Here is a 25,271-nt window from a genome sequence, read left to right as displayed (position 1 = left end):
CGCTACGTACGCACGGCACCGAGGGGGATACGCGCGACGAACCCGGCGTCGAGCGACAACACCGTGACGGGCTTGCCTGCCGCCAGGCGCACCAGCGTCGCCCAGGCGGAGACCGGATGCTTCACTCCGCCCTCCAGCGTGTAGACGGTCGCCGAGGTTGCAGCCTTGATGAACACGGCGGTGCCGAGCGCGTCCGCACTCTTCGGCAGCACTGTGCACAGGCTGGCGGGAAGGGACGACACTGCAAGTGAACCGACCGCTGACGGGTCGATCGACCAGAGTTTGCCCGCACCGCCGATGTAGTCGGCGCCGGCGCATGACACCAGATTGTTCAGGGCAGCCGGCGCGACCGACAGTGTCTTCATCGTCGCCGCAGTCACCGTAACGTAATGCGACGAGAGACCGAGATCGGTCGCCGTCGTGAACGAACGAAGCGGAATGAGCCCCCCGCCGCCATCCACCACATACACACTCGTCGAGGTCGGCGGCTTCACCAGTAGTCCGGCCGTCACCAGGTCGATGCCGTTCGGCAAGGTGGCGAGGAACGCGTCACTGGCGGTGAGGTAGCGTGCCGGATCAGGCGCGCTGAGTTTCGCGACGGTCGCCATCGAGAACACGCGCTGCTTCTGCCCCGCCGCATCGATGTAGTAGATGGTCGAGCTGCTCGCGGACTTCACGAACAGCGCATGATTGAACGTCACATACCCGCTGTTCCAGGCGTGGATACCGTCGCACGTGTAAACATCGAGCGTGAGCTGCGGCACGGCTGCCACCAGCGCAGGATTGACGACATAGAGGTGTCCCGCTCCGGCGATGAGTGTCTGGTCGAGGCAGACGAAAACATTGCGAAACGGGGTGGATGCGACGGTGTAGCCCGATATCTGGGATGGCGTCACCGTCTCGATCTGCATGCTGATGCCCGCATCCGCGGCGATCGCGAAAGAGGTCAGCGGCAGAAGTCGCGACTGACCATCGACCACATAAATGGACGATGACGTCGTCGTCTTCACGAGGTGCCCTGCCGGAATGTGAACGCTGCCGGTGACGATCCGGTTCAGGTAGTAGGACGAGGTCCAGATGATGATCGGGTCGTAGCTGTCCTCCAGACGCAGGTCGGCCTCATTGAGGTAGGCGTGCTTCTTGCCGTCTGAGCCGATCATGTAGACGGTGGGGTCCCCGTGCACCGCGACGACGGGCGGTATGGAGTAGGTCCCCGACGTCGATTTCGGCGGAACCGCGCAGGTCGAGTCCTCGAGCCTGGTGAGGCCGGGCGCGGTCTTCGGAAGCCCTGTGCCGTCGAAGACGGCATTGAGCATGCCCGATCCGCCGATCCACTGCTGGCCGTTCGCGCACTGGATTGCGTTGCTGAGGTGACCGGAAGTGATCGTGTAGCTCGCGAGTCGGCTTGCGGCGTACGTGACCGGTTTCGTGCTGAAACCGATGTCGCTCAGAGTCGTCATCGAATCGACGGGGACGAGTCTCGACGCACCGTCCACGAGGTAGACGGTCGACGACGTCGCCGTCTTCACGGTCGCTCCAGGCCGGATCGGCTGCAGCAGCGACGCGCTGACCGCGGTCGTCTGCCCTTCGCCCGCGAGGGTCACCGGCGCCGACAGCTGGTGGACCGAGCCACCGTACTTGTCCGTGAACTTGAGGTCCACCCGGTACGTTCCCGGAAGGAGGGAGGTGATGGTGTAGTGGCCGGATGCGTCAGACGTGTTCCACAGGTTCGAGTCGACCCAGGCGTCGGTGGTCGGGTCGAGTTGCTGCACATCGACCGATCCGTGGCCGACGGATGCCGCCTGGGCCGCTGTCAGCCCGTTGACCGAGATGCTGGTCGTGATCGTGTCGTCCTTCAGCAGGGTCACGTCGATCCCGCTCACCAGCTTCTGGCCGCTCAGCGACACGAGCGTCGGCGTCAAGAAGGTGTTCCGGCCCTGCCACAGCTGCGTTGAGTACGTGGCCGGCGGGGAGAACGCGACCGAATAGTCCGCATCGGCGAGGCGACCGATCGCGTAGTGACCGGATGCATCGGTGATGGCACTGCCGACCGCGCCCTCGCAGATGTGCGGCGCCGAGGTGGGCTGCGGCCAGGGCGACGGCTTCTTGAAAACGCAGACCGTCACGCCTGCGACCGGCTGCGAGGCGCTGTCGACCACTGTTCCGGCGACCGTGTTCGTGAAGGGGATCGTGAAGTCCAGTGTCGGCACGGCGCTGCCGGGCGCAGCGATCGGTGCGGCAGCTGTGGACTGGTCGGACCCGCCCCACCAGACCGTGGTGTAGCTGGGCGAGCTTCCGGCATAGGCGAATTCGAGCGTGTAGGCGGTGTCTGCGGTGTCGAGGCCCGCGAAGCTGTAGCTGCCCGACGCATCCGTGAGGACGGAGGGGATGTCCCACCCGGCAATGCGACCGTTGGCCAGCTCCCACAGGTAGACACGCACCTCGCCGGCCGTCGCAGGGCCCGGATTCGCATTGGTCTGGTCATTGAGCTGGACTGTTCCGGAGATGGACGTCGCTCCGGTCAGATTGACCTCGAGATAGGGACTGCTCGGGTTGGTCGCGTCGATGATGCCGACGAACGGCAGAAGGCCCGGATACAGGAGATCTGTAACCGTCACCCGGTAGTAGCCGACCGGCATGTTGAAGGAGCCGAACACAGAGTTTGCACCGGTGGTGAGATCCGTCGCCTGAGGGACACCCCAGGTGGCGTCATCCGTCGAGAACTCGTAGCTGATCGAGACCTCGCCTGCTGCAGCGGGCCGCTTGTCCGGCCCGACGGTCACGAACCCGCGGATGAGAGTGGTCGCTGGGGCCGTAACGGCAAACGCCGCTGTCGGCACAGCCAGCACTCCGACCGCGAGCCCCAACGTGAGCACTGCACTAATCGCGAGTCTCGAGAGTTTTCGCATTGTCACCCTTCAGCGTGGACGTGGAGGGACCAAGCGAACCTCGGGCACACTGTACAGGCGCGACTACCCGCGCGCTCTACCCCAAAACGGGGGCGGCCTGCCCGCCCACGCGCGGAGACCGCGGTCCGTGGGCGCCGAGAGTCGCCCACAGCATCGAGACGACCAGGTGGGCGGGCGAGTCTTGGCGCGGCGGGCCACTCTCGCCGACAGGCGCGGCCTCAGGCGCCTAGCCGGAGAACGGCTTCGAGCAGGTGTACTGCCCGGCGGTCTGGCCGTGCACGTCGCTCGGCAGGTCGACAGCCGAGCCGGAGCCGCTGCCCGAACCGGAGGACCCAGTCGACGGCGCGGTGGTGGACGCCCCGCTCGACGGCGCGGTGGTCGACGTACCCGGCGTCGACGGAGCCGTCGCGGCCGGGGGCGCCTTCGGGTCGGTGACCGATCCGACGCCGGTGTCACCGGTGACGACGACCGGCTGGTCGTTCTGCAACGCCGTCATGAGTGCCGTCGCGGCGTCCTCGGTCGGCGCTACGCCATCCTGCACGTAGTGGTTCGGGTACTGGACGAAGACGACCTTGTTCAGGTCGATGCCCTTCATCGCGATGGCCATCGAGGCGATCGTGGTCGGGTTGTTGAGGCTTTCGGAGAGGCTCATGTTGCTCGCCGCGGCCTTCGCGAGGGCGTAGACCTTGACCGGGTTGGCGAGCGTGTCCGCGCTCTTGATGGTGCGCACGAGCGACGAGAGGAACACCTGCTGGTTGCTGATGCGGCCGAGGTCGGAGCCATCGCCGACACCGTGGCGGGTGCGCAGGAATGCGAGCGCCTGGGCGCCCTGGAGGGTGTTCTGGCCGGCCTTCACGTTGAGTCCGGTGTACGGGTCCGTGATGTCGCCCGCGACGCAGACGGGAACGCCGCCGACGGCGTTCGACATCTCGATCACGCCGTCGAACTGGATCACGCCGGCATAGGGAATCGTCAGCCCGGTCAGCTTCTCGACGGTGAGAACGGTGCAGGCCAGCCCGCCATAGGTGAGCGTGTTGTTGATCTTCTGATAGCTCATCGCGTCGAACGAGCCGCCCTTGGGGTCGGGGCACGAGGGGATGGCGACGAACATGTCACGAGGAAAGCTCACGACGGTCGCGTTCTTGTGGTCTGCAGACACGTGCAGGAGCATCGTCACATCGTTGAGGTTCTCGCCGCGTGTGCCGTAGGCGGCGTTGCCGTCGCCGCTGTCACTGCCGGCGAGGAGCACATTGAAGGAGCCGTCGATGGCGCCGACCTGCGGCACGATCGCCTTGCCCTTGGCGTCGACGAGGGTGACCGATTTGTGGACGCTGGTGGTCACATCCCACGCGGCGATGGCAGCGACGGACATGCTGCTGACGAGGGCGACGCCTACGACGGCGGCGACGATCTTGGCCAGTGTGGGGAAAGGATTACGGCGCTTGAGCTGGCCGTGACGGGCGATCGTGGAGACGTCACCTTCACCGGTTATTTTCCGGTTGGTGCGGGGACGCAGGTCGCTCATTCACTCCCTTTCGGCTCGAGGCATGGAGGTTCAAGCCTCTCAGACCAGTCTGGCAATGCTCTGAACGGATGCACACCCGGCTCTCAGAGCGCGTAAAGCACCTCCGCGAGACCGTCCAGGACGACAGGTCCCGTGACGGCCGTCGCGGCCGCTTTCACGTCATCCGGCGCCTGGCCCATCGCGTAGCTGCGGCCGTGCGCGCCCGCCCAGTGCAGCATATCGAGGTCGTTGCGGCCATCCCCCACCGCCACCAGGTGTTTGCGATCGATGCCGAGCCGTTCGCGAACCCGCTCCAGCGCGGTCGCCTTGTTCACGCCATCCGGTGCGATGTCGAGCCACGCGGTCCAGCCGATCGAATAGCTGACCTTGTGGAGGCCCATCCGCTCGACGATGGAGAGGAACTCCTCTTCGTCGTGCTGCGGTGAGATGACGACGACGCGGGTGGCCGGATGCGCGGACAGCTCCTCGAACGGGACCTCCTCGCCGTTGGCCAGCTCCCACTCGCTCATGCCTGCGGTGTAGCGGCGGAACCCGGTCGGGTCTTCGACCATGAAACTCCCGCTCGGCAGGTGCGGGCGGATCATCTCGAGCACCTCGCTCGGGTCGAACACCTCGACGAATTCACGCCGGTAGCCGTCGGGCGAATCCGGGTCGCGCTGCATCGTCAACGCCCCGTTCGCACAGACGACGTATTCGGAGTCGAGTCCGAAACGCTCGAGGATGGGCGCCGCCGTCTCCCAGCTGCGCCCGGTCGCGAGCATCACGGCATGGCCCGCATCGCGCACCCTGGCCACGGCGTCGACGACGGCCGGGCCGACCGTCTCGTCTTCGTGGATCAGCGTTCCGTCGACGTCGAGGGCGATCAGCAGCCGTTCGTTGCCTGTCATCTAGCCGACCGGCTCGAGCACGTCGAGGCCGCCGAGATACGGCCGCAGCGCCTCCGGCACGACCACCGAGCCGTCGGCGCGCTGGTGCGTCTCGAGAATGGCCACGATCCAGCGCGTGGTCGCGAGCGTGCCGTTGAGGGTGGCGACCGGCGTGGTCTTGCCGCTCTCGGTGCGGTAGCGGATGTCGAGACGCCTCGCCTGGAAGGTCGTGCAGTTGGAGGTCGAAGTGAGTTCACGGAAGGCGTCCTGGGTCGGCACCCACGCTTCGACGTCGAACTTGCGGGCGGCGCTCGAGCCGAGGTCGCCGGCGGCCACGTCGATCACCCGATAGGTGAGGCCGAGGGCCTGCAGCATGTCCTCCTGCCAGCCGACGAGGCGGTCGTGCTCGGCCTCAGCATCTTCTGGCAGCGTGTAAACGAACATCTCGAGCTTGTTGAACTGGTGCACGCGGATGATGCCGCGCGTGTCCTTGCCACCCGAGCCGGCCTCGCGGCGGTAGCAGGTCGACCAGCCGGCGTAGCGGATGGGGCCGCCGGTGAGGTCGAGGATCTCATCCGCGTGGTACCCCGCGAGCGCCACCTCGCTCGTGCCGGTCAGGTAGAGGTCGTCGGCAGGCAGGTAGTAGATCTCGTCGGCGTGCGCACCGAGAAAGCCGGTGCCCTGCATGATCTCGGGCTTGACCAGGGTCGGGGTGATGAGCGGGATGAAGCCTGCGGCGAGCGCACGATCGAGCGCCATGTTCATGAGCGCGATCTCAAGTCGGGCGATGACGCCCTTCAGGTAGTAGAACCGCGCACCGGAGACCTTCGCGCCGCGCGCCATGTCGATGCCGCCGAGCGCCTCGCCGAGTTCGAGGTGGTCGCGGGGCTCGAAGTCGAACGCGGGCTTCTCGCCGACCGTGCGGAGCGTGACGAAGTCTTCTTCGCCGCCGGCCGGCACACCGTCGATGATCGGGTTGCCGAGCGCGCGGATGGCGAGGCCGAACGCCTCTTCTGCCTCGTTCGACGCGTGCTGCGCCGCCTTCACACGCGCCGCGAGCTCCTGCGCCTGCGCAACGAGTTCTTTCTTCTCGTCCTTCGGGGCTGCTGCCACCTTCTTGCCGAACAGGTTCTGCTCCGCACGCAGCTCCTCGAACGCGGCGATCGCCGAGCGGCGCTCGACGTCGGCGAGAAGGGCTGCGTCGACGAGTGCGACGGACTCGCCCCGCGCCTCTTGCGAGCGTTTGATCAGGTCGGGATTTTCGCGAAGCAGAACGGGATCGATCACGGGAGCCAGTCTAGTTCTGGGGCACGACCTGCCGGGCCCGGACGGGTTACGAGTACGGTAAGGCTCGTGGAAGAACCGGTTTCAGACGAGTCCGCCCTCGCGGCGGTCGTCTACAACCCGGTCAAGGTCGATGTCGCCCGCATCAGGGCTGCGGTCGCCACTGCGGCCGCGCACGCCGGATGGCGCGACGTGCTCTGGCTCTCGACGACCGCAGACGAGGTGGGCCAGGCGCAGACCCGCCAGGCGCTCGACCGGGGTGCGACACTCGTCGTCGCCGCGGGCGGAGACGGTACGGTCCGGGCCGTCGCCGAAGCCCTGCGCGACACGGATGCCTCGCTCGGCATCCTTCCCTCCGGCACCGGCAACCTGCTCGCCCGCAACCTCAGCCTGCCCCTGACCGACCTCGACGAGGCGTGCACCATCGCCTTCGCCGGCGACGACAGGGCGATCGACATCGGGCTGGCCGCCCTCACCCGCGCGGACGGCGAGAACGCCGAGCACGCTTTCCTCGTCATGGCCGGCCTCGGCATCGACGCCGCGATGATGGCGAAGACGCGGCCCGCGCTGAAACGGCGCTTCGGCTGGCTGGCGTATGTGGATGCCGGATTCCGCGCACTGCCGGAGAGCTCGAAGGTGCGGCTCGGCATCGCACTCGACGACGACGAGGAACGGAGCGCCCACGTGAGCACCATTCTCGTCGCGAACTGCGGCAGCCTCCCGGGCGCCATCGAACTCATCCCCGATGCCATCCTCGACGACGGCAAACTCGACATCGCGCTGATCCAGCCGAAGACGGTGCTGGGCTGGCTGGCCGTCTGGCGCCGGGTGACCTGGGAGAACCGGGTGCTGCGGCGCACGTCACTCGGCCGCAGCATCATCCGCATGACCGACCGGGGCCAGCGAACCGAGCTCATCTACCTGCGAGGCGGGTCGATACGCCTGACCGTCAACGCGCCCGAGCCGATCGAACTCGACGGCGACGAGTTCGGCGATGTGACCGCCATCGATTTCACGGTCGGTCATCAGTCGCTGGTCGTGCGCGTGCCACGTCAGGCAACCGTCCACTGAAAGCGCGTCAGTCCCGCCGCGGCCTCGGCCGAAGGGCCTGGATGAGAACAAGGACGACCAGGGTCAGCAACCCGACCGTGATCAGGGGCGCCGCGAGCATCCAGCCGAGCTGACTGAAGACGAGCTGCACGACATCCGAACCGTTGGTATTGGTGGTGGTGTACGACGTCGCCACCGACATCACGTACAACAGGATGCCGAGTGCGACGAAGCCGATCCCCATCACCCAGAGCGCGAGGAAGTACCGGTTGCGGCGGGGAGCTGTCTCCACCCCGGCGAGAAGGATGGCACCCTCGTCGGCGTAATCGCGCTCGACCTCCTCGCCGGAGACGACCTCGATGATGCGGGCGGGCGGTACGGTGTCGGGTTCGGGTTCGTCGTCGGGCCAGGGCACTTCGTCGGCCGCCGACGAGACCGGTCGTGGCGCGGGCACCGGGGCCGATCCAGGCGGACTCGCCACCTGCTGGGTGGGCTGGTCCGGCCTCACGCGCGTGCGAGCCCTCTCCCCCGGCTTGGGCTTGTACCCCCGCTGGAACGCCGGGTCGAATCTCGGGTCGATGTCGTTCCCCACGTCGCCTCCTTGCTCGCAGCCAGACTACTCGCCGCGCGGTGCCGTGAGCCCTTTCAGCCACTCCCTGGCGTCGGTGAAGACCTCGTCGCGGTAGCGGTGGTCGTAGTCGATGCGGCGACCGTCGGCACGGGGGTACGAACCCAGGAAGATGAGGGCCGGGCTGAACCTGCGGAGGCCGAGCAGGGCATCCGCCACCCGTTCGTCGGCGATGTGACCGTCGGCGTCGATGACGAAGCGGTAGCGCCCGAGGGAATCGCCGATGGGGCGGGACTCGATGAGGCTCAGGTTGACCCCGCGGGTCGAGAACTGCTCGAGCAGGTCGAGGAGGCTTCCGGGCCGGTCGTCGGGAAGTTCGGCGATGATGCTCGTCTTGTCGGCTCCGGTCGGGGCGGGGATGCCCGTGGTGCGGCTGACCAGCACGAACCGCGTCACTGCGTTCGGGTTGTCGCCGATCTGCTCGGCCAGCACGTCCAGGTCGTGATGGTCGACGATACCCGGAGGCGCGATCGCTGCGTCTGCGGGGCTGCCGTCGAGCAGTGACGCAGCGGCCGCCACGTTGCTGGAGGCAGGCAGGTGTCCGTGCTCAGGGAGGTTCGCGTCGAGCCAGAGGTGGCACTGCGCGTAGGCGACCGGATGCGCGTTGATGACCTTCACATCCGACAATCGTGTTCCCGGGCGTGCGACCAGCACGAAGTTCACCGGAACCAGGTATTCGCCGATGATCCGGAGATCCGGGATGGTGGCCAGGGCGTCCTGCGCGACCGACACCCCGCCCTCGATCGAGTTCTCGATGGCGATCATGGCGGCGACGCTCCGGCCGGCCACGACATCCCCGAGCGCCTCGCCCACGTTGTTCACCGAACGCCAGTGCTTGCCCTGCGCCTGCGGAACCTGAGCGAGGGCCGCCTCGGTGAACGTGCCGGACGGGCCGAGGAAGCTGTAGACGTCGCCGACATGGTCCGGCGCCGCGCCGTGAGGAGCGATAGGGGGCTGATCGGCGGTTTCGGGCATGGCCCACAGCCTATCCAAGGTGGTTGACTGGGGTGATGAACGATCGAGCAGGAACGCCGGCCCAGGAATCCGACCTCGTCGACATCGACGCATTGCGGGCGGCCTACTACGACCTCAAGCCCGACGTGAGCATCCCGGAGCAGCGGGTGGTGTTCGGAACGTCCGGTCACCGCGGCAGTTCCCTCAACACGGCGTTCAACGAGAACCACATCGCAGCGACGACCCAGGCGATCTGCGAGTACCGGGCCGCGCAGGGCATCGACGGCCCGTTGTTCCTCGGAGCGGACACCCACGAGCTCAGCGGCCCGGCGATGACGACAGCGCTCGAGGTGCTCGTCGCCAACGAGGTGAATGTGCTCGTCGACGCGTTCGGCGACTGGGTGCCGACCCCGGCGCTCTCGCATGCGATCCTCATCTACAACAATGCCGGACACTCCGACAAAGCCGACGGAATCGTCGTCACCCCCAGCCACAACCCGCCCACCGACGGCGGCTTCAAGTACAACCCCCCGCACGGCGGCCCGGCCGACACGGATGCGACCAGCTGGATCGCCGCCCGCGCGAACGAACTCATCGCCGACGAGCTTCGCGGAGTGCGGATGAGCGAGCCGAGCGGCGTGGAGACGTACGACTTCAGGGGAAACTACGTCGAAGACCTGCAGAACATCATCGACGTGAAGGCGATCGCGGCCAGCGGCATCCGCATCGGCGCCGACCCGCTCGGCGGTGCGAGCGTCAACTACTGGGCCGCCATCGGCGAGCGGTACGGCCTCGACCTCACCGTCGTCAACCCGACCGTCGACCCGACCTGGGCGTTCATGACCCTCGACTGGGACGGCAAGATCCGCATGGACCCGTCGAGCCCCTCGGCGATGGCCTCGGTGCTGAAGCACAAAGACGATTTCGACATCCTCACCGGGAACGACGCGGATGCGGACCGTCACGGCATCGTCACCCCCGACGGCGGCCTGATGAACCCCAACCACTACCTCGCTGTCGCGATCGACTACCTGTTCCGCACCCGCACCGGGTGGCGGGCGGATGCCGCGGTCGGCAAGACCCTCGTCTCGTCGACGATCATCGACCGGGTCGCCGAATCCCTCGACCGCCGCCTCTGGGAGGTGCCCGTCGGGTTCAAGTGGTTCGTGCCCGGACTCGTCGACGGATCCGTCGGGTTCGGCGGGGAAGAGAGCGCCGGGGCGAGCTTCCTCCGCTTCGACGGGTCGGTCTGGACAACGGACAAAGACGGCATCCTGCTCGCCCTCCTGGCCAGTGAGATCCTCGCGACGACCGGCAAGACGCCCAGCCAGCACTACCACGAGCTCACCCTGCGGTTCGGCAGCCCGGTGTACGAGCGGGTGGACGCGCCGGCCAGCCCAGCCCAGAAGTCGGCGCTCGGCAAACTCGACGGCGACGCGATCGCGGCGACCGAACTCGCCGGGGAGGCGATCGTCGCGAAGCTGAGCCGTGCCCCTGGCAACGATGCGGCGCTGGGCGGCGTCAAGGTCGAGACAGCGAACGCCTGGTTCGCGGCCCGGCCGAGCGGCACGGAAAACGTCTACAAGATCTACGCGGAGTCGTTCGAGGGCGCAGAGCACCTGAAGCGCGTGCAGTCCGACGCGAAGACGATCGTCGACGGGGCGCTCGAGGGCGCGTGAGGGCGGGGGTTTGGCCGCCCGCTGCTGAGCTCTGCCCGCCCGCTGCGGGGCTTTGCCCGCCCGCTGCTGATTGGTCGCCAATTTATCGGCATCCGATCGCTTGGTCGCCAATACTTTGGCGACCAATCAGCTCCGGCCTGGTACCTCGGTCACCGCACCCGAATGGGAAGCCAAAAGTTTCGGCTGGCCGTCGATCGGTTGCCAAAAGCTTGGCTTCCAAAGTTGACCGCATGGCGCGGCCCGGGCGCTCGTTCAGGAATTCAGGAACATGGGCGCCGCACGTGGCACGTTCGGCACGGATGCGGGCCCGGCGGGCGACATCCGCCCCTCCCGTCACACCCCTTCCTGAATTCCTCGCGCTCGGCCGAGCCTGCTCATAAAACAGGAGATCGTGTGACGGGAGTGACACAAGCGGTGCGGATGCGCGCGAAACGGGCGACATCCGCCCCATCCGTCACACGTTCTCCTGTTTTACGAACGCGACTACGAGCTGAAGCTCCAGAAGTGGCCGCCGGCACCGGGGTGGTCGACCGTGATCGCGGTGTCGAGGTCGCGGTAGTCGGAGTCGGTGTTGTGCCCGACCATTTTGATGACGATCTTGCCGTTGGCATGGAGCACCTGGGAGACGATCTGCACGTGGTCGAGGGAGTTGTTGTTGTTCCAGTCGAACATCACGATGTCGCCGACCTTGATCTTGTCGCGCTGGTCGAGCGGGTACTCGTGGAGGCCGAGGCTCGGCGTGCTGCGGATCCAGGTGTCCATCGCCGGAACGTAGCCCCACGACGGGCTCCAGCTTGCAGCGGCATTGTGGTTGTACCAGTCGCCGTTCATGGCCCACCCGCGGGCGATCAGCGTCTGGCTCACGAAGTTGGCGCAGTCCCCGCCGACCGGGTTGAGGTCGCCGTAGACGGAAGTGTTGTAGTTGTTCCAGTGCTGCATCGCGTAGTTGAGCTGCTTGTCGACCGGGGTGACGACCTGGTACTGGTAACCGCCGGCGACGGTCGCGAGTGGCTTGCCGTCGGCGCCGCTGGCGACGATGTCGACTTTCGCGGGGTTGAACATCGCAGCCTGGGGCACGACGACAGCGAGCTTGTCGGAGCCGCTCGAGCTGATCGCCGCGGCCTGGCCGCCGATGGTGACGGCCTTCACGTTCGAGAGGGACGTTCCGGTCAGCGTGACCGTGTTGGTGCCCGAGACCGAACCGGATGCGGGCGAGACCGCGGTGATGGCGGTCGGTGCGGGAGCGGCCGCCGGAGCGGGCGTCTTCGCTCCCGCGTCGGGGGTGTTGGACCCTCCGCCGGCGCATCCTGTGAGCAGGAGGGCGGTCGCGGCGACAGCCCCGGCGAGGGCGATGAAGCGGCTACGGGTGGAGCGGTGCAGACCAGAGCGCATGAATGTAAACCTTGTGGTGGGAGAGACGTCCGTGCTTTAACGGTACGCGAGATTCATCAACGTCACCTGAGTGGGGGGCCGCGTGGCGGGCATCCGCTGCCTCGTTCGCCAGCGGCGAACCGTGCCGCGCCCGGGATGATGAGCCGTTGCCCCGACACCGTCAGAAGGTGTAACTTTGCAGTCTGCGCAATTTTCGCAATTTCTGAGCCCACACCGGTGTGATGCCCGTGGATCCGGGCATCCCTTCCAGCAACACGACTCGAGGACCCATGTCAACAGCAAATCCGGCTGCCCCGCCCGCCCCCTCCCCGGGGATCATGTCGCACAGGCAAATTCTCTTCGTGATCTTCGGCCTGATGGCGGGCATGTTCCTCTCCGCTCTCGACCAGACCGTGGTCGGCACTGCGATCCGCACCATCGGCGATGACCTGCACGGTCTCAGCCAGCAGGCGTGGGTCACAACGGCCTACCTCATCGTCTCGACGATCTCCACGCCGATCTACGGAAAGCTGTCCGACATCTTCGGACGACGCCCGCTCTTCATCTTCGCCATCGTCGTCTTCATCATCGGCTCGATCCTCGCGAGCTTCTCGACGTCGATGGTCGAGCTGGCCGTGTTCCGTGCCATCCAGGGCCTGGGTGCCGGCGGTCTGATGTCGATGCCGCTCGCGATCATGGGCGACATGCTCGCTCCTCGTGAACGAGCCAAATACCAGGGCTACTTTCTCGCGGTCTTCGGTATCTCCAGCCTGATCGGCCCGCTCGTCGGTGGTCTCTTCGCCGGCGCCGAGCAGATCCTCGGTATCGCCGGATGGCGCTGGGTGTTCCTGATCAACGTGCCGATCGGCATCGTCGCACTGCTCATCGTGCTGCGGTTCCTGCACCTGCCGTCGCATGAGCGGGGTTCGGCGCGTATCGACTGGTGGGGCGCCACTGCGGTGATCATCGCGCTCGTGCCTTTGCTGCTCGTCGCAGAAGAAGGCCGCAACTGGGGCTGGGGCAGCCCTGGCGCACTCGCCTGCTACGTGATCGGTGCTGTCGGCATCATCGCCTTCATCCTCATCGAGATGGCCATGAAGGACGACGCGCTCATCCCGCTGAAGCTGTTCGGTTCGCCGACCTTCTCGATGGCGACCATCATCGGCGTGTTCGTCGGCTTCGGCATGTTCGGGGCGATGCTGACGCTCCCGCTCTACCTGCAGCTCGTGCTCGGCTCGACGCCGACCCAGAGCGGTTTCCAGACCCTGCCGATGATCCTCGGTTTGATGATCTCCTCGATCGCCAGCGGCCAGATCATCGCGCGCACAGGTCGATACCGTATCTTCCCCATCCTCGGCACGGCCTTCCTCTCTGGCGGGTTCTTCTACCTGACGTTCCTTCGGTACGACGTGTCGTACTGGTTCATCGCCGGCGCGATGCTGCTGATCGGTCTCGGCCTCGGCCAGCTGATGCAGACGCTGACGATCGCCAGCCAGAACTCGGTCGGCCTGCGCGACATGGGTGTTGCCACGAGCGCCTCGACGTTCTTCCGTCAGATCGGTGGAACGCTCGGCACCGCGGTGCTGCTGTCCCTCCTGTTCGCCGTCTTCCCGTCGAACATCACGACCGCGCTGTCCGACAAGGCGACGCTCACGAGCGCGCTGGACGCGGCACTGACCCCGTCGGTGGCGAGCGCACCCGAGAACAAGCAGATCATGTCGTTGGTATACGACCCGATCGTCACGCCGATCGAGGCTGGTGCCCAGAAAGCCGCCCACGAGGCCGGCGTGGCCGCTCTCGTCAAGCAGGGCGTGCCGCAGGCTCTCGCCGAGACCCAGGTACCGGCCGACCCGATCGACTTCTCGAATGCTTCGCAGCGCGCGGCGGTCGTCGCAGCCACGGTTCCGACCATCCAGAAGAACCTCGGCAGCAGCTCGGGCCCTTCTGCGAGTTCCGGCACGCTGAATGACACGTCGTTCCTGAACGGCGCAGACCCGCGGCTCTCCAAGCCGTTCCTGGTGGGCTTCAACGCGTCGGCCGTCCTGATTTACTGGGTCGCCCTCATCGTCGTGCTGATCGCCTTCGTGCTGGCACTGTTCTTCAAGACGCCACCGCTTCGTTCGAAGTCGGCGCTCCAGGAGGCGGCCGACAACAAGGCGGATGCGGAGGCCATCGCCGCGATGGAGGAAGAAGAGGAAGTTCCCGCCGGCGCACTGGCACGCTTCCTGGCATCGGCCGACGAGTCGGACGACGCGGCGGAGGAGTTCGACACGGGCGTCATCGCCCATCGGGCGGCAGACAATTTCGGTGCGTTGATCGAGCCAGGAGCCGACACGGCATCGGTTCGCGCGCAGCGCCCGAAGGCTGCCCCGGCAACCGATTAGTGTAACGATTCGTTTACGGAGCCCGGCTCCGGTTTCCGTCCCAGGAAACCGGGGCCGGGCTTTTCGCTCGGTTCACGCCGATGAGAGAGCACTCTCACGATGCGGACCCTGCCTCTCGATAGTTCCCATTACAGGGCGTGCACCTTCCCGCTGACACTTAACATTGAGAGCGGACCGGGAGGAACCACGAGATGACCGCGGATGAACGCGAGAGCTATGCGGTGCCCACCCTTGAGGCGGTGGCGTCGCTGGCCGGAGTTTCGCGCGCGACCGTCTCCCGCGTGGTCAACGGTTCCACGAAGGTCACACCCGAGGTGATCCTGGTCGTCAACAAAGCCATCGCCGACCTCAACTACGTGCCCAACCGGGCTGCACGCTCACTCGCGAGCAAACGCACCCAGGTCGTCGCGCTGGTCGTTCCCGAATCGACGGCCAAGGTCTTCGCCGACCCGTTCTTCGGATCGATCGTGCAAGGCGCGGCCCTGCACCTCGCCGAGACCGAGTACACGCTCAACATGGTCATCTCGTCGGAGTTCAAAGCCGACAAGACCCGCCGCTACCTCATGGGCGGAAACGTCGACGGCGCGCTCATCGTCTCCCACCACTCGGGCGATCACTCGTATGCGCACCTGGGGCAGTCACTGCCCGTCGTGTTCGGCGGCCGACCGATCAACGAGGCGGAGCAGGGGTCGTACTTCGTCGACGTCGACAACGTTGCGGGTGCGGCGGGGGCCACCGAGCATCTGATCGAACGCGGACGGCGCAACATCGCGATCATCGCAGGACCGCAGGACATGCCCGCCGGCCTCGACCGTCTCACTGGGTGGCGACGCGCAATGGACGCTCACGGCCTCGATCAGTCGCTCATCGAATTCGGCGACTTCTCGCCGACCTCGGGCCGTGAGGCGATGAAGCGCCTCCTCGCCCGCGGGGTTCCCATCGACGGACTCTTCGCGACCAACGACCAGATGGCTGCCGGGGCGTACGCGTCCATCCACGAAGCCGGGCTGAACATCCCGGACGACATCGCGGTCGTCGGCTACGACGACGACTACTACGGGCTGACGGCGACCCCACCCCTGACGACGGTGCACCAGCCGACGATCGGGCTCGGCGAGACGATGGCACGCGTGCTCGTGAAACTGATGTCTGGCACGGCGGTCGAGCGCGTAACCATGCTGCCCACCGAATTGGTCGTGCGGCAGAGCACGTAGCGGCCGCCGCGCCTCCGCTACGGGAGCGCGCGGAAAAGGCGGTTGCCTGCGACGGCGATCGCGAAGCCGATGGCGCCGATCGCCGTGACTCCCCCGACGTAAGCCACGAACAGGTGGCTGCCCCCGCTCTGCGCCGACACCCAGGTGACGACGAGCGAGATGATCCCGATCACGCTGAGGCCGACCGCGACCCAGAACAACGGCCACAGTTTTGTGCGTACCGGGAATTCGGCGGTGCGCACGTGCAGCCACGCGAGCACGCATCCGGCAAGGCATCCCCAGAACGAGACCACGAACAGGCCTGCGACGACGTCGCTGGGCCGGTGCCACTGCTCGACCAGCGTAGATGCCCCGGCCACGATCGCGAATGCAGCTCCGAGGACGGCGGCGAGCGGTCTCAGTCGCGGGCTCGAGACGAGGAACACGACCAGAGCGGCGGATCCGGCGACCGTCGTGTGGCCCGACGGCAGCGAGTTGCTGAGCACGTCGACGCCTTTCTCCGGCCTGCTGAGGATGGCGTATTTGAGCACCTGCGTGCTGAGGTTGGCTGCGACGGCGGCCGCGACGGCCACGATGAACACCACCCAGTTCTGGCGTACGACGACCACGATGATCGCGATGATGCAGGCGACGACGACGGCGGCGATCGGCAGGATGCTCAGGAAGCTGCGCGCGAAGTCCGCGACGCTGCCTTTCCAGACATCGGCACCCGTGAACGCCCGTTCGTCGATGAGCTGCCCCATGTAGCTGCGCACGAAGACGAGGTACACCGCGACGAAGGCGACAGCCGACGCGAGGGCCCCCAGAAGGAAGGGTGTAGCCCGCAGCTGCGTACCGATTCGCATATGTAAGAGCCTTCCACACCAACCCTGTGAATCTTTGGACGACGGGTGCACTCGCGCATGTTTCGTGATCGAATCAGCTATGACTGCTCCGGCCCCGACCGTCGTCGCTGTGGATATCCCGTCCGATGTCGATGGGACCAGCGAGGGCCTGCGCGGTGTCATGGCGATTCCCGTGGGCGAGGGCCCGTGGCCGGGCGTGATCCTCGTGCACGAGGCGTTCGACATCAACGACAACATGCGCCGCCAGGTGCAGCGGATGGCCGAGGCCGGCTATCTCGCGATCATGCCGGACCTCTTCTCTCAGGGCGGCGCTCGCAAATGCCTGATGGCCACGTTCCGGGCTCTGTCGACGGGTCGCGGTCGCGCGTTCCAGGACATAGAGGCGGCAAGGCGCATGCTGCTGGCACGCCCGGACACCACGGAAAAGGTCGGGGTGATCGGCTTCTGCATGGGCGGCGGGTTCGCGCTCGCGCTGGCGAGCGGCCGCCGCTACGACGTCTCGTCGGTGAACTACGGGCGGTTCCCGAAAGACGCAGATGCTGTACTCGCCGACGCCTGCCCGGTGGTCGCCAGCTACGGCGGCCGCGATCGCTCGCTGACGAACGCCGCCGCAAAGCTCGACGCACTGCTGACGCGCAACGGGATCCCCCACGACGTGAAGGAGTACCCGCATGCGGGTCACTCCTTCCTGAACGAGGAGGAGGAGGGGGCGCCCGCATTGCGCCCGGTCATGCGGATGATCCTCGGCGCCGGCCCGAACCCCGAGGCCGCCGCCGACGCGTGGGCGCGTATCGAGGCGTTCTTCGGTGAATACCTCCGCTGACCTGCTCAGACGAAGTCGACGCCCGGGACCCCGGCGAACCGGTCGCGCATGACCGCAATGGCTTCGGCGTTCTGGTCGACGAGCACGAACCGGCGCCCGAGGGCGGCTGCGACCGCACCGGTCGTGCCGCTTCCCGCGAAGAAGTCGAGCACCCAGTCGCCTTCGCGGCTCGACGCCTGCACGATACGCCGAAGCACGCCTTCCGGTTTCTGGGTGGGATAGCCGGTCTTCTCGCGACCGGTCGGCGACACGATCGTGTGCCACCACACATCCGTCGGGAGCTTGCCGAGCTCCGCCTTCTCTGCAGTCACGAGTCCGGGCGCCATGTACGGCTCACGGTCGACGGCGGTCGAGTCGAAGTAGTAGCTCGACGGATCCTTCACATAGACGAGGATCGTGTCGTGCTTGGTCGGCCAGCGGTTCTTCGATTTCGCACCGTAGTCGTACGCCCAGATGATCTCGTTGAGGAACGATTCCCGGCCGAAGAGGGCGTCGAGCAGCACTTTCGCGTAGTGCGCCTCGCGATAGTCGAGGTGCAGGTATAGGGTGCCGTCGTCGGCCAGCAGCCGCCAGGCTTCGATCAGGCGGGGCTCGAGGAACTCCCAGTAGTCGTCGAACCGGTCGTCGTACCGCAGCAGGTCGCCCTTGATGCGCTCGTACGTCTGGCCCTTGAACCCGGTGACGGATCCCGCGCCGCCTTCGCTCCGCACCGACGTGGTCGTCTGCCGGGCCTGCCTGCGGCCCGTGTTGAATGGTGGGTCGAGGTAGATGAGCGTGAAGGATGCGTCATCCAGCGCGCGCAGAACGTCGAGATTGTCGGCGTGAACGACCCTGCTCGACGATGCGGGGGTCCAGGCGTCGGGCATGGACCCATTCTCTCAGCGCTCCCGCTACGCTCATGCCATGGGAATCACGGTCAGGAACGAACCGGAACTCAACCGTTACGTCATCCTGAAAGACGACGAACAGGTGGGATTCACCGAGTACCACATCCACGACGACGAGATCGATTTTTACCACACGGAGGTCGACCCGGAACGCCGCGAAGGTGGGCTGGCGAGCATCCTTGTGCAGTCCGCGCTGGACGACGTGCGCGACAACAGTGATCGCCGCTTGGTCGCATCCTGCCCGTACGTGCGGCATTGGCTGCGCGAGCATCCGGAATACCGCGACCTGCTCGCTCGCTGACCGCGGCATCCGCCCGGTTCCCGCGGCGCTTATGCAAAAAGGCCGGTTCGGCCGATCTGCACTAGCCGTTTTCGAACAATCGACGGGCGATCGAGCGAGTCAGCGCAGGTCGATGCGGATCTTGCCGTCGAAGATGCCCTTGTCGCCGTCGCCGGCCACGGGTGCCGGTGCGGGCAGCACGCTCTGCCGGTCGAGCTCGATCTGGGCTTCGTGGCGCGTCGGTGCGAAGACCTCGTCACCGATGCCGACGATGCTCGAACTGGAGCCGCCGACCTTTCTCGACTTGTTCGAGAGGTCGACCCAGCCGAAGTGCACGGAGATATAGCCGAGCACGAGCGCTGCCGCGATTGAGCCGAGGATCCACCAGTTCACGGGCTTAAGGGTACGTGACGCATATGGGTGACACCTCCGTGCTGTCACGGAACGTAGCCTGCAGCGACGGCGTACAGTTGCGGCATGGAGTCCCGGGTCGCCCTCCCGTCCGACATCGACGCGGTCACCGACACGATCACACTCGCGTTCAGCGACGACCCGATCTGGTCGGTCGCACTCGCACGCTCCGACGGCGGGACCGGACACGCGCGCCCGTTCTGGCGCCTGTTCGTCGAAGGCGCCGTGGGTTACTCAACGGTGTTCATGGCCGACGACGCCTCGACCGTCGCCGTCTGGCTCCCCCCGGGCGCGAAAGACCTGACCGACGAGCAGGAGGCCGAGGTCGACGAGCTCATGGCGGCGAACCTGGAGCCCGCGAGGCTTCAGGCGTTCCACGACCTCTGGGACCGCTTCGACACGGCGCATCCACGCACCACTCCGCACATGTATCTGAGCCTGCTGGCGACGCATCCGGATTTCCGGGGGCGCGGCATCGGGCAACAGCTCCTCGCCGAGAACCTGGCCGCGTTCGACGCAGAAGGACTCCCCGCCTACCTCGAGTCGACGAACCCCGCCAACGACCACCGCTACCAGCGCGCAGGCTTCCGCCCTGTCGGCCGCATCAACGCGGTGCTCGACGATGCAACCGCGACGACGATGTGGCGCGAGGTGGGGGGCCCCACCTGAGCCTTCACGGCACCCGGTACAACCAGGCTTCGGTGCTGAACTTCTCGGCCACGAGTTTCTCTGCGGCCGCGTACTCCTCCGGCGTGATGTCGCCCGCGGTCGCCCCGTACAGGTTCGTGAAGGTGGCCTTCAGCTGGTCGATGATCTCGGCGCGGGAGAGGCCGGTCTGGCTGCGGAGCGGGTCGACGCGCTTGGCCGCACTCGCGATGCCTTTGTCGCTGATCTTCTCGCGGCCGATGCGGAGCACTTCGGTCATCTTCTGGCCGTCCATGTCGTAGCTCATGGTGACGTGGTGCAGTACGGCACCCGAGCCGAGGCGTTTCTGCGCGGCGCCGCCGATCTTTCCGTGGGGGCTCGCGATGTCGTTGAGCGGCTGGTAGAACGCGTCGATGCCGAGCGACTTGAGTGCGATGATCGCCCACTCGTCGAGGAACGCGTAACTGTCTGCGAAACTCATGCCCTGCACCAGGTCGGCCGGGGCATAGATCGAATAGGTGACGACCGAGCCTGCCTCCATGAACATCGCGCCGCCGCCGGAGATGCGACGGACCACGTCGAAGCCGTACTTCACAGCGTTGACGGGGTCGACCTCGTTCTTCACCGACTGGAAGCTGCCGATCACGACGGCCGGTTCCTCCCATTCCCAGATGCGGAGGGTGGGTTGGCGGTGGCCTTCGCCGACCGCGGTCGCGAGCACCTCATCCAACGCCATCTGCATCACCGGCGGCACCGCCTTTGAGTGCACGAGCTGCCAGTCGTAGTCGCGCCAGCTGGTCGCTTTGGCGAGCGACCGGCGGATGGCGACGGCGACCGCTTCGGGCGAGAACCCGAGCAGGATGGCGTCTTGCGGCAGCGCGCTCTTCACGGCGGCCGCGAAGGCAGCCGCATCCGCTTCAGCGGACAGGCCGTTCACCGCCCGGTCGATCGCCTCGAGTGCGCTGTCGGGTTCGAGGAAGAAGTCTCCCGAGAGGTGGAAATCGGCGATGGCGCCGTCGACGACGTTGAGGTCGACCACGACGAGCTTGCCGCCGGGGACCTTGTATTCACCGTGCATGCCCCAAGCCTATGCCGCTCCCGATTCCGATCAGGCCTTCGGCCGACTTCTGCCGCATCTACGCTCGCGAAGCGACAAAAGTCGACCGATGGGGCGCCGCGAGCCGGGCGGTCAGCGACGCGCGATGCGGGCGTCGAGCCACGCGGTCAGGTCGGCCATGACCTCTGCACGGTTGGTCTCGTTGTAGACCTCGTGCCGCGCGTCCGGGTAGACGATGGTCGTCACATCCGTCAGCCCCGACCGCTCGCGGTAGGCGCGTTCGAGTCGCCGCACGCTCCGCTCGCCCCCGACGGGGTCGCCGCCGCCCACCTGGAGCAGCAGCGGCAGGTCGTGGGCGAGGGCACGGGCCGGACGCCCGATGATGCGCAGCGTGTCGGCGGGGCCGAACAGCTTCGCGAGGGGCACGGATGTGGTGAGCGGGTCGTCGACGAACGCCTGCGAGACGGCGGGGTCGCGACTGAGCCACTCCACGCCGGTCGTCCCGAGACCGGCGTACCGCTTGTTGAGGTCTCCACTGTTCAGGTAGCCGGGCACCCGGTAGGCGCTCCCCGAGAGCACCGCCAGGTCGTACTCGGCGGAGTGGCGATTGAGGATCATCTGCACCATGAACGATCCCCAGCTGTGTCCGAGGATCACGAGCGGAAGTCCGGGGTTCTCGGTGCGGATGATCCCGCTGAACTGGTGGACGTCCACGACAGCCGCACGCAGACCGCCCGGGCCCAGCCGCCCGAGCTTGCTGCTGTCGCCGTTCCACTGCTGCATTCCTGTTCGGCCGTGGCCGCGGTGGTCGTCGGCGTAGACAGCGAAGCCGTCGCGGTTGAGATGGGCGGCCAGTTCCGCGTAACGCTGGGCATGCTCCCCCACGCCGTGGGCGATCTGGATGACGGCACGCGGGTTCGACACGGGCCACACGTCGTACGTGATGGCGATGCCGTGTTCGTCGGTGAAGGTGGGCACGCGCTCATTCTGTCGTATCGGGGCCTGTTCGCGGCGAGCGACATCCGATCGGTTTATTTAGCATGGCTAATTTGTTAGGCTAACGATATGAGCACCACCGGTACCACGATCGATCGGCCGAAGCGCGTCTCCACGCACGACCTCAGCACGGCACTCCGCGTCGGAGTCGCCCGCCTCAGTCGGCGGCTGCGCGCAGAGAAAGCCGACGACGAGGTCAGCGATGCCCAGATGGCCGCCCTCGCCTTTCTCGTGCGCGAAGGGGCCCACACTCTCGGGGAGCTGAGCGAACACGAGCGGGTGACACCGCCATCCATGAACCGCACCGTCAACTGCCTCGCAGATTCGGGTTTCATCGTGCGCGTCGCCGACCCGCACGACGGACGCAAAGTCGTGATCACGCCCACCGAGAAGGGCCGCGAACTGGTCGCCGAGACGCGGCGGCGCCGTGACGCCTGGCTGTACCAGCGACTGCGCACGCTCACTCCCGAACAGCGCCGCACGCTCGCGGACGCCTCTGCGATCATGAGGGAGCTTGCCGACTCGTGAGTGCGATGTTCCGCTCTCTCAACGGCGTCAACTACCGCATCTGGGCCGGTGGCGCACTCGTGTCGAACGTCGGCACGTGGATGCAGCGCACCGCCCAGGACTGGATCGTCCTCACCCAGCTCACCCACAACAACGCGACCGCCGTCGGCATCGTCATGGCGCTCCAGTTCGCTCCGCAGCTTCTGCTGCTGCCGATCACGGGGTTCGCCGCCGACCACCTCGACCGCCGCAAACTGCTGATGGCCACGCAGGGGATCATGGGTGCGCTCGGGCTCGGGCTGGGCATCCTGACGGTCACCGGCCAGGTGCAGCTCTGGCAGGTGTACCTGTTCGCGCTGGCCCTCGGCTGCGTCGCCGCGTTCGACGCACCGGCGCGGCAGACGTTCGTGTCCGAGCTCGTCGAAGGCCCCAACCTGTCCAACGCCGTCGCACTCAACTCTGCGTCCTTCAACGTCGCGCGCATGATCGGCCCGGCCGTCGCCGGCCTGATGGTCGCCGCCGTCGGCGCCGGGTGGGTGTTCCTCATCAACGCGGCCACCTTCGGGGCCGTGCTGATCTCGCTGAAGTTCCTGCGCATCCGCGAACTGCACCCGTCGCCGAGGGCGAAACGCACCAGGGGCGGGCTGGCCGAAGGCTTCCGCTACGTGTGGAAGCGGCCAGACATCAAGGTCATTCTCATCATGGTGTTCCTGATCGGCACGTTCGGCCTGAACTTCCCGATCTTCATCTCGACGATGTCGGTGAGCGTGTTCCACAAGGGCGCAGGTGAGTTCGGCCTGCTGTCGTCGATCATGGCCATCGGGTCGGTCGCCGGCGCACTGCTGTCGGCGCGGCGGGAACGGCCGCGGGTCGCCCTGCTCTTCGCGGGAGCCGCATTCTTCGGCGGCGCCTGCGCGATCGCTGCGCTGATGCCCACCTACTGGCTGTTCGCGATCGCACTGATCGCGGTCGGCATCTCGGCCCAGACCCTGATGACCACAGCCAACGGCACAGTGCAGATGACCACAGACCCGAAACTGCGTGGCCGCGTGATGGCGATCTACATGGCGATCTTCATGGGCGGCACCCCGATCGGGGCACCCATTGTGGGATGGGTGGCCGACGCGTTCGGGCCGCGCTGGGCTCTCGGGGTTGCCGCGGCATCCGGATTCGCGGCCGCCCTCGTCGGAGTGTTCTACCTCGTCAAATACCGCAGCCTGCGGGTGGAATTCCGCTCGTGGCGCGTGCAGTTCGTGCTCGCCCGGCGCGAAGACGTGCAGGAGGCGATCGGCGCCGGCGAGGCTGCCGCGCAGCGCGCCTGAGCTGCGTGCGTCCGGCGCCGGCTACCCGCCGAGCGTGCTCGCCCGCACAACCAGCTCCGGCTGGTACACGACCTGCCGCGGCTTGAGGTCGGCGTCGGCCGCCTCTTCGAGGAGCAGCTGCACTGCGGTCGACCCGATCAGCGCACTGGGCTGGCGGATGGATGAGAACGGCACCACCGCCGCGCTCGCGAAGTCGATGTCGTCATAGCCGATGAGGGCGATCTCGTCGGGCACCCGCACGGTGCCACGCATGAACAGGGCCTGGAGGAGCCCTGTCGCGATGAGGTCGTTCGCAGCGAAGATGGCGTCCGGCCGCTGGTCGGCGGGGCGGGCGACAATCGTCTCCCCGGCGAGGCGGCCTTCGACGACGCTGAGTGCGGCCACGGGAATGACCTCGAGCGACACCCCCGCATAGCGGGAGACCGCCTGCCTCGCCCCCTCGAGGCGGTCCGCGACCTGGCGGATCTCGAACGGTCCCCCGACGAAGGCGATGCGTTTGCGGCCGGCTTCGATCAGGTGTTCAACGGCCATGAGGCCGCCTGCGACGTCATCGACCGAGACCGAGCTGAACGACGTGTCGGGGCTGGTCCTGTCCACGAGCACGGCGCGGATGCCCCGGTCGCGCAGGCGACGCAGGCGCGGCTCGACATCGCCGAACGGCGAGATCAGCACCCCGCGCACCCTCTGCTCTTCGAAGAGGTCGAGGTAGGCGGATTCGCGCTCCGCCTTCTCGTCACTGTTGCCGAGGATGATCGAATATCCCGACCTGGACGCCTGGTCTTCGGCGCCGCGCGCCAGGTCGGTGAAGAAGGGGTTGCCGACGTCGAGGATCACGAGGCCGATGGCGCGACTGTGGCCGGCGCGAAGTTGGCGGGCCGCATCGTTCCGCACGAATCCCAGCTTCTCGATCGCCAGCTGCACCCGGCCGACCGTGTCGTCGGCCACCTTGTCGGGACGATTGAGCACGTTCGAAACGGTGCCGACCGAGACTCCGGCGAGTGCGGCGACGTCGCGGACGCTGACCGACGGCATGTCGCCCTCCTCGAGGTCGAAGTTCGGGATGTAGACCGATTGTCGCACGTGATTCGGATGAATCGTTCAATTTGTTGTTCAACCCAGTCGTGCGCACGCTTCGGCACGTGCATCCGCCGCTCGTCTTCGACCGGATGGGAGGCACTTTCGCGCCTTGACCCGCCCGCCTCGCTGCCTTTAGAGTGCTCACGTCCCGGTCTATTTGAACGTTTCATTTGAACACCCGCGGCAGAGAAACGGAGCCCCCATGTCGACGACGAGCCCCGAAAGCGCCCCATCGCGGCGCGTGTGCTTCACCATGCACCTTAAGCCCGACCGCGTCGACGACTACCTGGCAGCGCACGAGACGGTCTGGCCCGAGATGCTCGACGCGCTCCGCGAGACCGGATGGTCGAACTATTCGCTCTTCGTCGACAAGGCCGACGCGCTGGTCATCGGATACGTCGAGACCGACGACTTCGAGCGATCGCTCGCCGGGATGGCGCTGCGTCCGGTGAACGACCGCTGGCAGGCGGCCATGGCGGAATACTTCGCGGCCGACGTCCAACCCGACCGCACGATGGTGCAGCTCACCGAGTACTTTCACCTCGACTAGCGGCTTC

The 25,271-nt window shown here is 66.7% G+C and carries 23 protein-coding genes; 10 read left to right on the top strand and 13 right to left on the bottom strand.

Annotated features, from left to right (window positions below; genetic code table 11):
* Window positions 1-2 precede the first annotated feature (2 nt).
* The 4 genes from ACPPVQ_RS01640 to serS all read right to left on the bottom strand — a co-directional run bounded on the left by ACPPVQ_RS01640 (window position 3) and on the right by serS (window position 6,587).
* The gene (locus tag ACPPVQ_RS01640; protein ID WP_426517963.1) at window positions 3-2,909 is read right to left on the bottom strand and encodes a carboxypeptidase regulatory-like domain-containing protein; all 2,907 of its coding nucleotides are present in this window, start codon (window positions 2,907-2,909) and stop codon (window positions 3-5) included.
* A 226-nt stretch (window positions 2,910-3,135) separates the two neighbouring features.
* Window positions 3,136-4,434 (bottom strand): LCP family protein, encoded by a 1,299-nt coding sequence (locus tag ACPPVQ_RS01635; RefSeq protein WP_426517961.1) that lies wholly within the window; start codon window positions 4,432-4,434, stop codon window positions 3,136-3,138.
* 83 nt (window positions 4,435-4,517) lie between these two features.
* Window positions 4,518-5,321, bottom strand: coding sequence for an HAD family hydrolase (locus tag ACPPVQ_RS01630; RefSeq protein ID WP_426517959.1), 804 nt, complete (start codon window positions 5,319-5,321; stop codon window positions 4,518-4,520).
* Window positions 5,322-6,587 (bottom strand): serine--tRNA ligase, encoded by a 1,266-nt coding sequence (serS, locus tag ACPPVQ_RS01625; RefSeq protein WP_426517957.1) that lies wholly within the window; start codon window positions 6,585-6,587, stop codon window positions 5,322-5,324.
* A 66-nt stretch (window positions 6,588-6,653) separates the two neighbouring features.
* Here serS and ACPPVQ_RS01620 point away from each other — a divergent pair, with 66 nt between their 5' ends.
* Window positions 6,654-7,655, top strand: a complete 1,002-nt coding sequence (locus ACPPVQ_RS01620; protein WP_426517955.1) for a diacylglycerol/lipid kinase family protein — start codon at window positions 6,654-6,656, stop codon at window positions 7,653-7,655.
* A 7-nt stretch (window positions 7,656-7,662) separates the two neighbouring features.
* Here ACPPVQ_RS01620 and ACPPVQ_RS01615 read toward each other — a convergent pair whose 3' ends face one another.
* Window positions 7,663-8,226, bottom strand: coding sequence for a hypothetical protein (locus ACPPVQ_RS01615; protein WP_426517953.1), 564 nt, complete (start codon window positions 8,224-8,226; stop codon window positions 7,663-7,665).
* Window positions 8,227-8,250: 24 nt separating this feature from the next.
* Window positions 8,251-9,237: a prephenate dehydratase gene (gene pheA, locus ACPPVQ_RS01610; protein WP_426517951.1), complete on the bottom strand. Its 987-nt coding sequence runs from the start codon at window positions 9,235-9,237 to the stop codon at window positions 8,251-8,253.
* 35 nt (window positions 9,238-9,272) lie between these two features.
* On the opposite strand from pheA, the gene pgm reads away from it, so the two are divergent.
* A complete protein-coding gene (pgm, locus tag ACPPVQ_RS01605; protein ID WP_426517938.1) occupies window positions 9,273-10,895 on the top strand; it encodes a phosphoglucomutase (alpha-D-glucose-1,6-bisphosphate-dependent) in 1,623 nt (540 codons plus the stop codon).
* Window positions 10,896-11,378: 483 nt separating this feature from the next.
* Here the strand turns inward: pgm and ACPPVQ_RS01600 are convergent, their stop codons facing one another.
* A complete protein-coding gene (locus ACPPVQ_RS01600; protein WP_426517936.1) occupies window positions 11,379-12,287 on the bottom strand; it encodes an amidase domain-containing protein in 909 nt (302 codons plus the stop codon).
* 317 nt (window positions 12,288-12,604) lie between these two features.
* Between ACPPVQ_RS01600 and ACPPVQ_RS01595 the strand changes: the two genes are divergently transcribed.
* Both ACPPVQ_RS01595 and ACPPVQ_RS01590 read left to right on the top strand, forming a co-directional pair.
* Complete coding sequence (locus ACPPVQ_RS01595) at window positions 12,605-14,650, top strand: MDR family MFS transporter (RefSeq protein ID WP_426517934.1); 2,046 nt, start codon at window positions 12,605-12,607, stop codon at window positions 14,648-14,650.
* Window positions 14,651-14,841: 191 nt separating this feature from the next.
* Window positions 14,842-15,864: a LacI family DNA-binding transcriptional regulator gene (locus tag ACPPVQ_RS01590; RefSeq protein WP_426517932.1), complete on the top strand. Its 1,023-nt coding sequence runs from the start codon at window positions 14,842-14,844 to the stop codon at window positions 15,862-15,864.
* Between the two features lie 17 nt (window positions 15,865-15,881).
* Here ACPPVQ_RS01590 and ACPPVQ_RS01585 read toward each other — a convergent pair whose 3' ends face one another.
* Window positions 15,882-16,709: a phosphatase PAP2 family protein gene (locus ACPPVQ_RS01585; protein WP_426517930.1), complete on the bottom strand. Its 828-nt coding sequence runs from the start codon at window positions 16,707-16,709 to the stop codon at window positions 15,882-15,884.
* Window positions 16,710-16,788: 79 nt separating this feature from the next.
* Here ACPPVQ_RS01585 and ACPPVQ_RS01580 point away from each other — a divergent pair, with 79 nt between their 5' ends.
* On the top strand, window positions 16,789-17,532 hold the full coding sequence (locus ACPPVQ_RS01580) for a dienelactone hydrolase family protein (RefSeq protein ID WP_426517928.1): 744 nt from the start codon (window positions 16,789-16,791) through the stop codon (window positions 17,530-17,532).
* A 5-nt stretch (window positions 17,533-17,537) separates the two neighbouring features.
* Here the strand turns inward: ACPPVQ_RS01580 and ACPPVQ_RS01575 are convergent, their stop codons facing one another.
* On the bottom strand, window positions 17,538-18,398 hold the full coding sequence (locus ACPPVQ_RS01575; protein WP_426517926.1) for a DNA-methyltransferase: 861 nt from the start codon (window positions 18,396-18,398) through the stop codon (window positions 17,538-17,540).
* Between the two features lie 37 nt (window positions 18,399-18,435).
* On the opposite strand from ACPPVQ_RS01575, the gene ACPPVQ_RS01570 reads away from it, so the two are divergent.
* Window positions 18,436-18,720 (top strand): GNAT family N-acetyltransferase, encoded by a 285-nt coding sequence (locus ACPPVQ_RS01570; protein WP_426517924.1) that lies wholly within the window; start codon window positions 18,436-18,438, stop codon window positions 18,718-18,720.
* A gap of 99 nt (window positions 18,721-18,819) precedes the next feature.
* Here ACPPVQ_RS01570 and ACPPVQ_RS01565 read toward each other — a convergent pair whose 3' ends face one another.
* The gene (locus ACPPVQ_RS01565; protein ID WP_426517922.1) at window positions 18,820-19,092 is read right to left on the bottom strand and encodes a hypothetical protein; all 273 of its coding nucleotides are present in this window, start codon (window positions 19,090-19,092) and stop codon (window positions 18,820-18,822) included.
* Between the two features lie 84 nt (window positions 19,093-19,176).
* Here ACPPVQ_RS01565 and ACPPVQ_RS01560 point away from each other — a divergent pair, with 84 nt between their 5' ends.
* The gene (locus tag ACPPVQ_RS01560) at window positions 19,177-19,779 is read left to right on the top strand and encodes a GNAT family N-acetyltransferase (RefSeq protein ID WP_426517920.1); all 603 of its coding nucleotides are present in this window, start codon (window positions 19,177-19,179) and stop codon (window positions 19,777-19,779) included.
* 4 nt (window positions 19,780-19,783) lie between these two features.
* Here ACPPVQ_RS01560 and ACPPVQ_RS01555 read toward each other — a convergent pair whose 3' ends face one another.
* Window positions 19,784-20,833 (bottom strand): lipoate--protein ligase family protein, encoded by a 1,050-nt coding sequence (locus ACPPVQ_RS01555; protein ID WP_426517918.1) that lies wholly within the window; start codon window positions 20,831-20,833, stop codon window positions 19,784-19,786.
* Between the two features lie 111 nt (window positions 20,834-20,944).
* Window positions 20,945-21,790 carry an alpha/beta fold hydrolase gene (locus tag ACPPVQ_RS01550; RefSeq protein ID WP_426517916.1) on the bottom strand — a complete coding sequence of 282 codons (846 nt, stop codon included), beginning with the start codon at window positions 21,788-21,790 and terminating at the stop codon, window positions 20,945-20,947.
* A gap of 87 nt (window positions 21,791-21,877) precedes the next feature.
* Here ACPPVQ_RS01550 and ACPPVQ_RS01545 point away from each other — a divergent pair, with 87 nt between their 5' ends.
* On the top strand, window positions 21,878-22,336 hold the full coding sequence (locus ACPPVQ_RS01545) for a MarR family winged helix-turn-helix transcriptional regulator (protein WP_426517914.1): 459 nt from the start codon (window positions 21,878-21,880) through the stop codon (window positions 22,334-22,336).
* 5 nt (window positions 22,337-22,341) lie between these two features.
* Window positions 22,342-23,637, top strand: coding sequence for an MFS transporter (locus tag ACPPVQ_RS01540; protein ID WP_426521365.1), 1,296 nt, complete (start codon window positions 22,342-22,344; stop codon window positions 23,635-23,637).
* 21 nt (window positions 23,638-23,658) lie between these two features.
* On the opposite strand, the gene ACPPVQ_RS01535 is transcribed toward ACPPVQ_RS01540, so the two are convergent.
* Window positions 23,659-24,669 carry a LacI family DNA-binding transcriptional regulator gene (locus tag ACPPVQ_RS01535; RefSeq protein WP_426521363.1) on the bottom strand — a complete coding sequence of 337 codons (1,011 nt, stop codon included), beginning with the start codon at window positions 24,667-24,669 and terminating at the stop codon, window positions 23,659-23,661.
* Window positions 24,670-24,916: 247 nt separating this feature from the next.
* On the opposite strand from ACPPVQ_RS01535, the gene ACPPVQ_RS01530 reads away from it, so the two are divergent.
* On the top strand, window positions 24,917-25,264 hold the full coding sequence (locus ACPPVQ_RS01530) for an L-rhamnose mutarotase (protein ID WP_426517912.1): 348 nt from the start codon (window positions 24,917-24,919) through the stop codon (window positions 25,262-25,264).
* Window positions 25,265-25,271: the final 7 nt, after the last annotated feature.

Source organism: Leifsonia sp. McL0618 (assembly GCF_049994905.1).
Lineage (GTDB): Bacteria > Actinomycetota > Actinomycetes > Actinomycetales > Microbacteriaceae > Diaminobutyricibacter.
Note: the sequence above shows the minus strand (reverse complement) of the source record. Positions and strands in the feature narration are given on the sequence as shown.

Coding starts and splice junctions, on each gene's coding strand:
- ACPPVQ_RS01640 (WP_426517963.1), bottom strand. CDS start 2,909: ATGCGAAAACTCTCGAGACTCGCGATTAGTGCAGTGCTCACGTTGGGG.
- ACPPVQ_RS01635 (WP_426517961.1), bottom strand. CDS start 4,434: ATGAGCGACCTGCGTCCCCGCACCAACCGGAAAATAACCGGTGAAGGT.
- ACPPVQ_RS01630 (WP_426517959.1), bottom strand. CDS start 5,321: ATGACAGGCAACGAACGGCTGCTGATCGCCCTCGACGTCGACGGAACG.
- pheA (WP_426517951.1), bottom strand. CDS start 9,237: ATGCCCGAAACCGCCGATCAGCCCCCTATCGCTCCTCACGGCGCGGCG.
- pgm (WP_426517938.1), top strand. CDS start 9,273: ATGAACGATCGAGCAGGAACGCCGGCCCAGGAATCCGACCTCGTCGAC.
- ACPPVQ_RS01600 (WP_426517936.1), bottom strand. CDS start 12,287: ATGCGCTCTGGTCTGCACCGCTCCACCCGTAGCCGCTTCATCGCCCTC.
- ACPPVQ_RS01595 (WP_426517934.1), top strand. CDS start 12,605: ATGTCGCACAGGCAAATTCTCTTCGTGATCTTCGGCCTGATGGCGGGC.
- ACPPVQ_RS01590 (WP_426517932.1), top strand. CDS start 14,842: ATGACCGCGGATGAACGCGAGAGCTATGCGGTGCCCACCCTTGAGGCG.
- ACPPVQ_RS01585 (WP_426517930.1), bottom strand. CDS start 16,709: ATGCGAATCGGTACGCAGCTGCGGGCTACACCCTTCCTTCTGGGGGCC.
- ACPPVQ_RS01580 (WP_426517928.1), top strand. CDS start 16,789: ATGACTGCTCCGGCCCCGACCGTCGTCGCTGTGGATATCCCGTCCGAT.
- ACPPVQ_RS01575 (WP_426517926.1), bottom strand. CDS start 18,398: ATGCCCGACGCCTGGACCCCCGCATCGTCGAGCAGGGTCGTTCACGCC.
- ACPPVQ_RS01570 (WP_426517924.1), top strand. CDS start 18,436: ATGGGAATCACGGTCAGGAACGAACCGGAACTCAACCGTTACGTCATC.
- ACPPVQ_RS01560 (WP_426517920.1), top strand. CDS start 19,177: ATGGAGTCCCGGGTCGCCCTCCCGTCCGACATCGACGCGGTCACCGAC.
- ACPPVQ_RS01555 (WP_426517918.1), bottom strand. CDS start 20,833: ATGCACGGTGAATACAAGGTCCCCGGCGGCAAGCTCGTCGTGGTCGAC.
- ACPPVQ_RS01545 (WP_426517914.1), top strand. CDS start 21,878: ATGAGCACCACCGGTACCACGATCGATCGGCCGAAGCGCGTCTCCACG.
- ACPPVQ_RS01540 (WP_426521365.1), top strand. CDS start 22,342: ATGTTCCGCTCTCTCAACGGCGTCAACTACCGCATCTGGGCCGGTGGC.
- ACPPVQ_RS01535 (WP_426521363.1), bottom strand. CDS start 24,669: ATGCCGTCGGTCAGCGTCCGCGACGTCGCCGCACTCGCCGGAGTCTCG.
- ACPPVQ_RS01530 (WP_426517912.1), top strand. CDS start 24,917: ATGTCGACGACGAGCCCCGAAAGCGCCCCATCGCGGCGCGTGTGCTTC.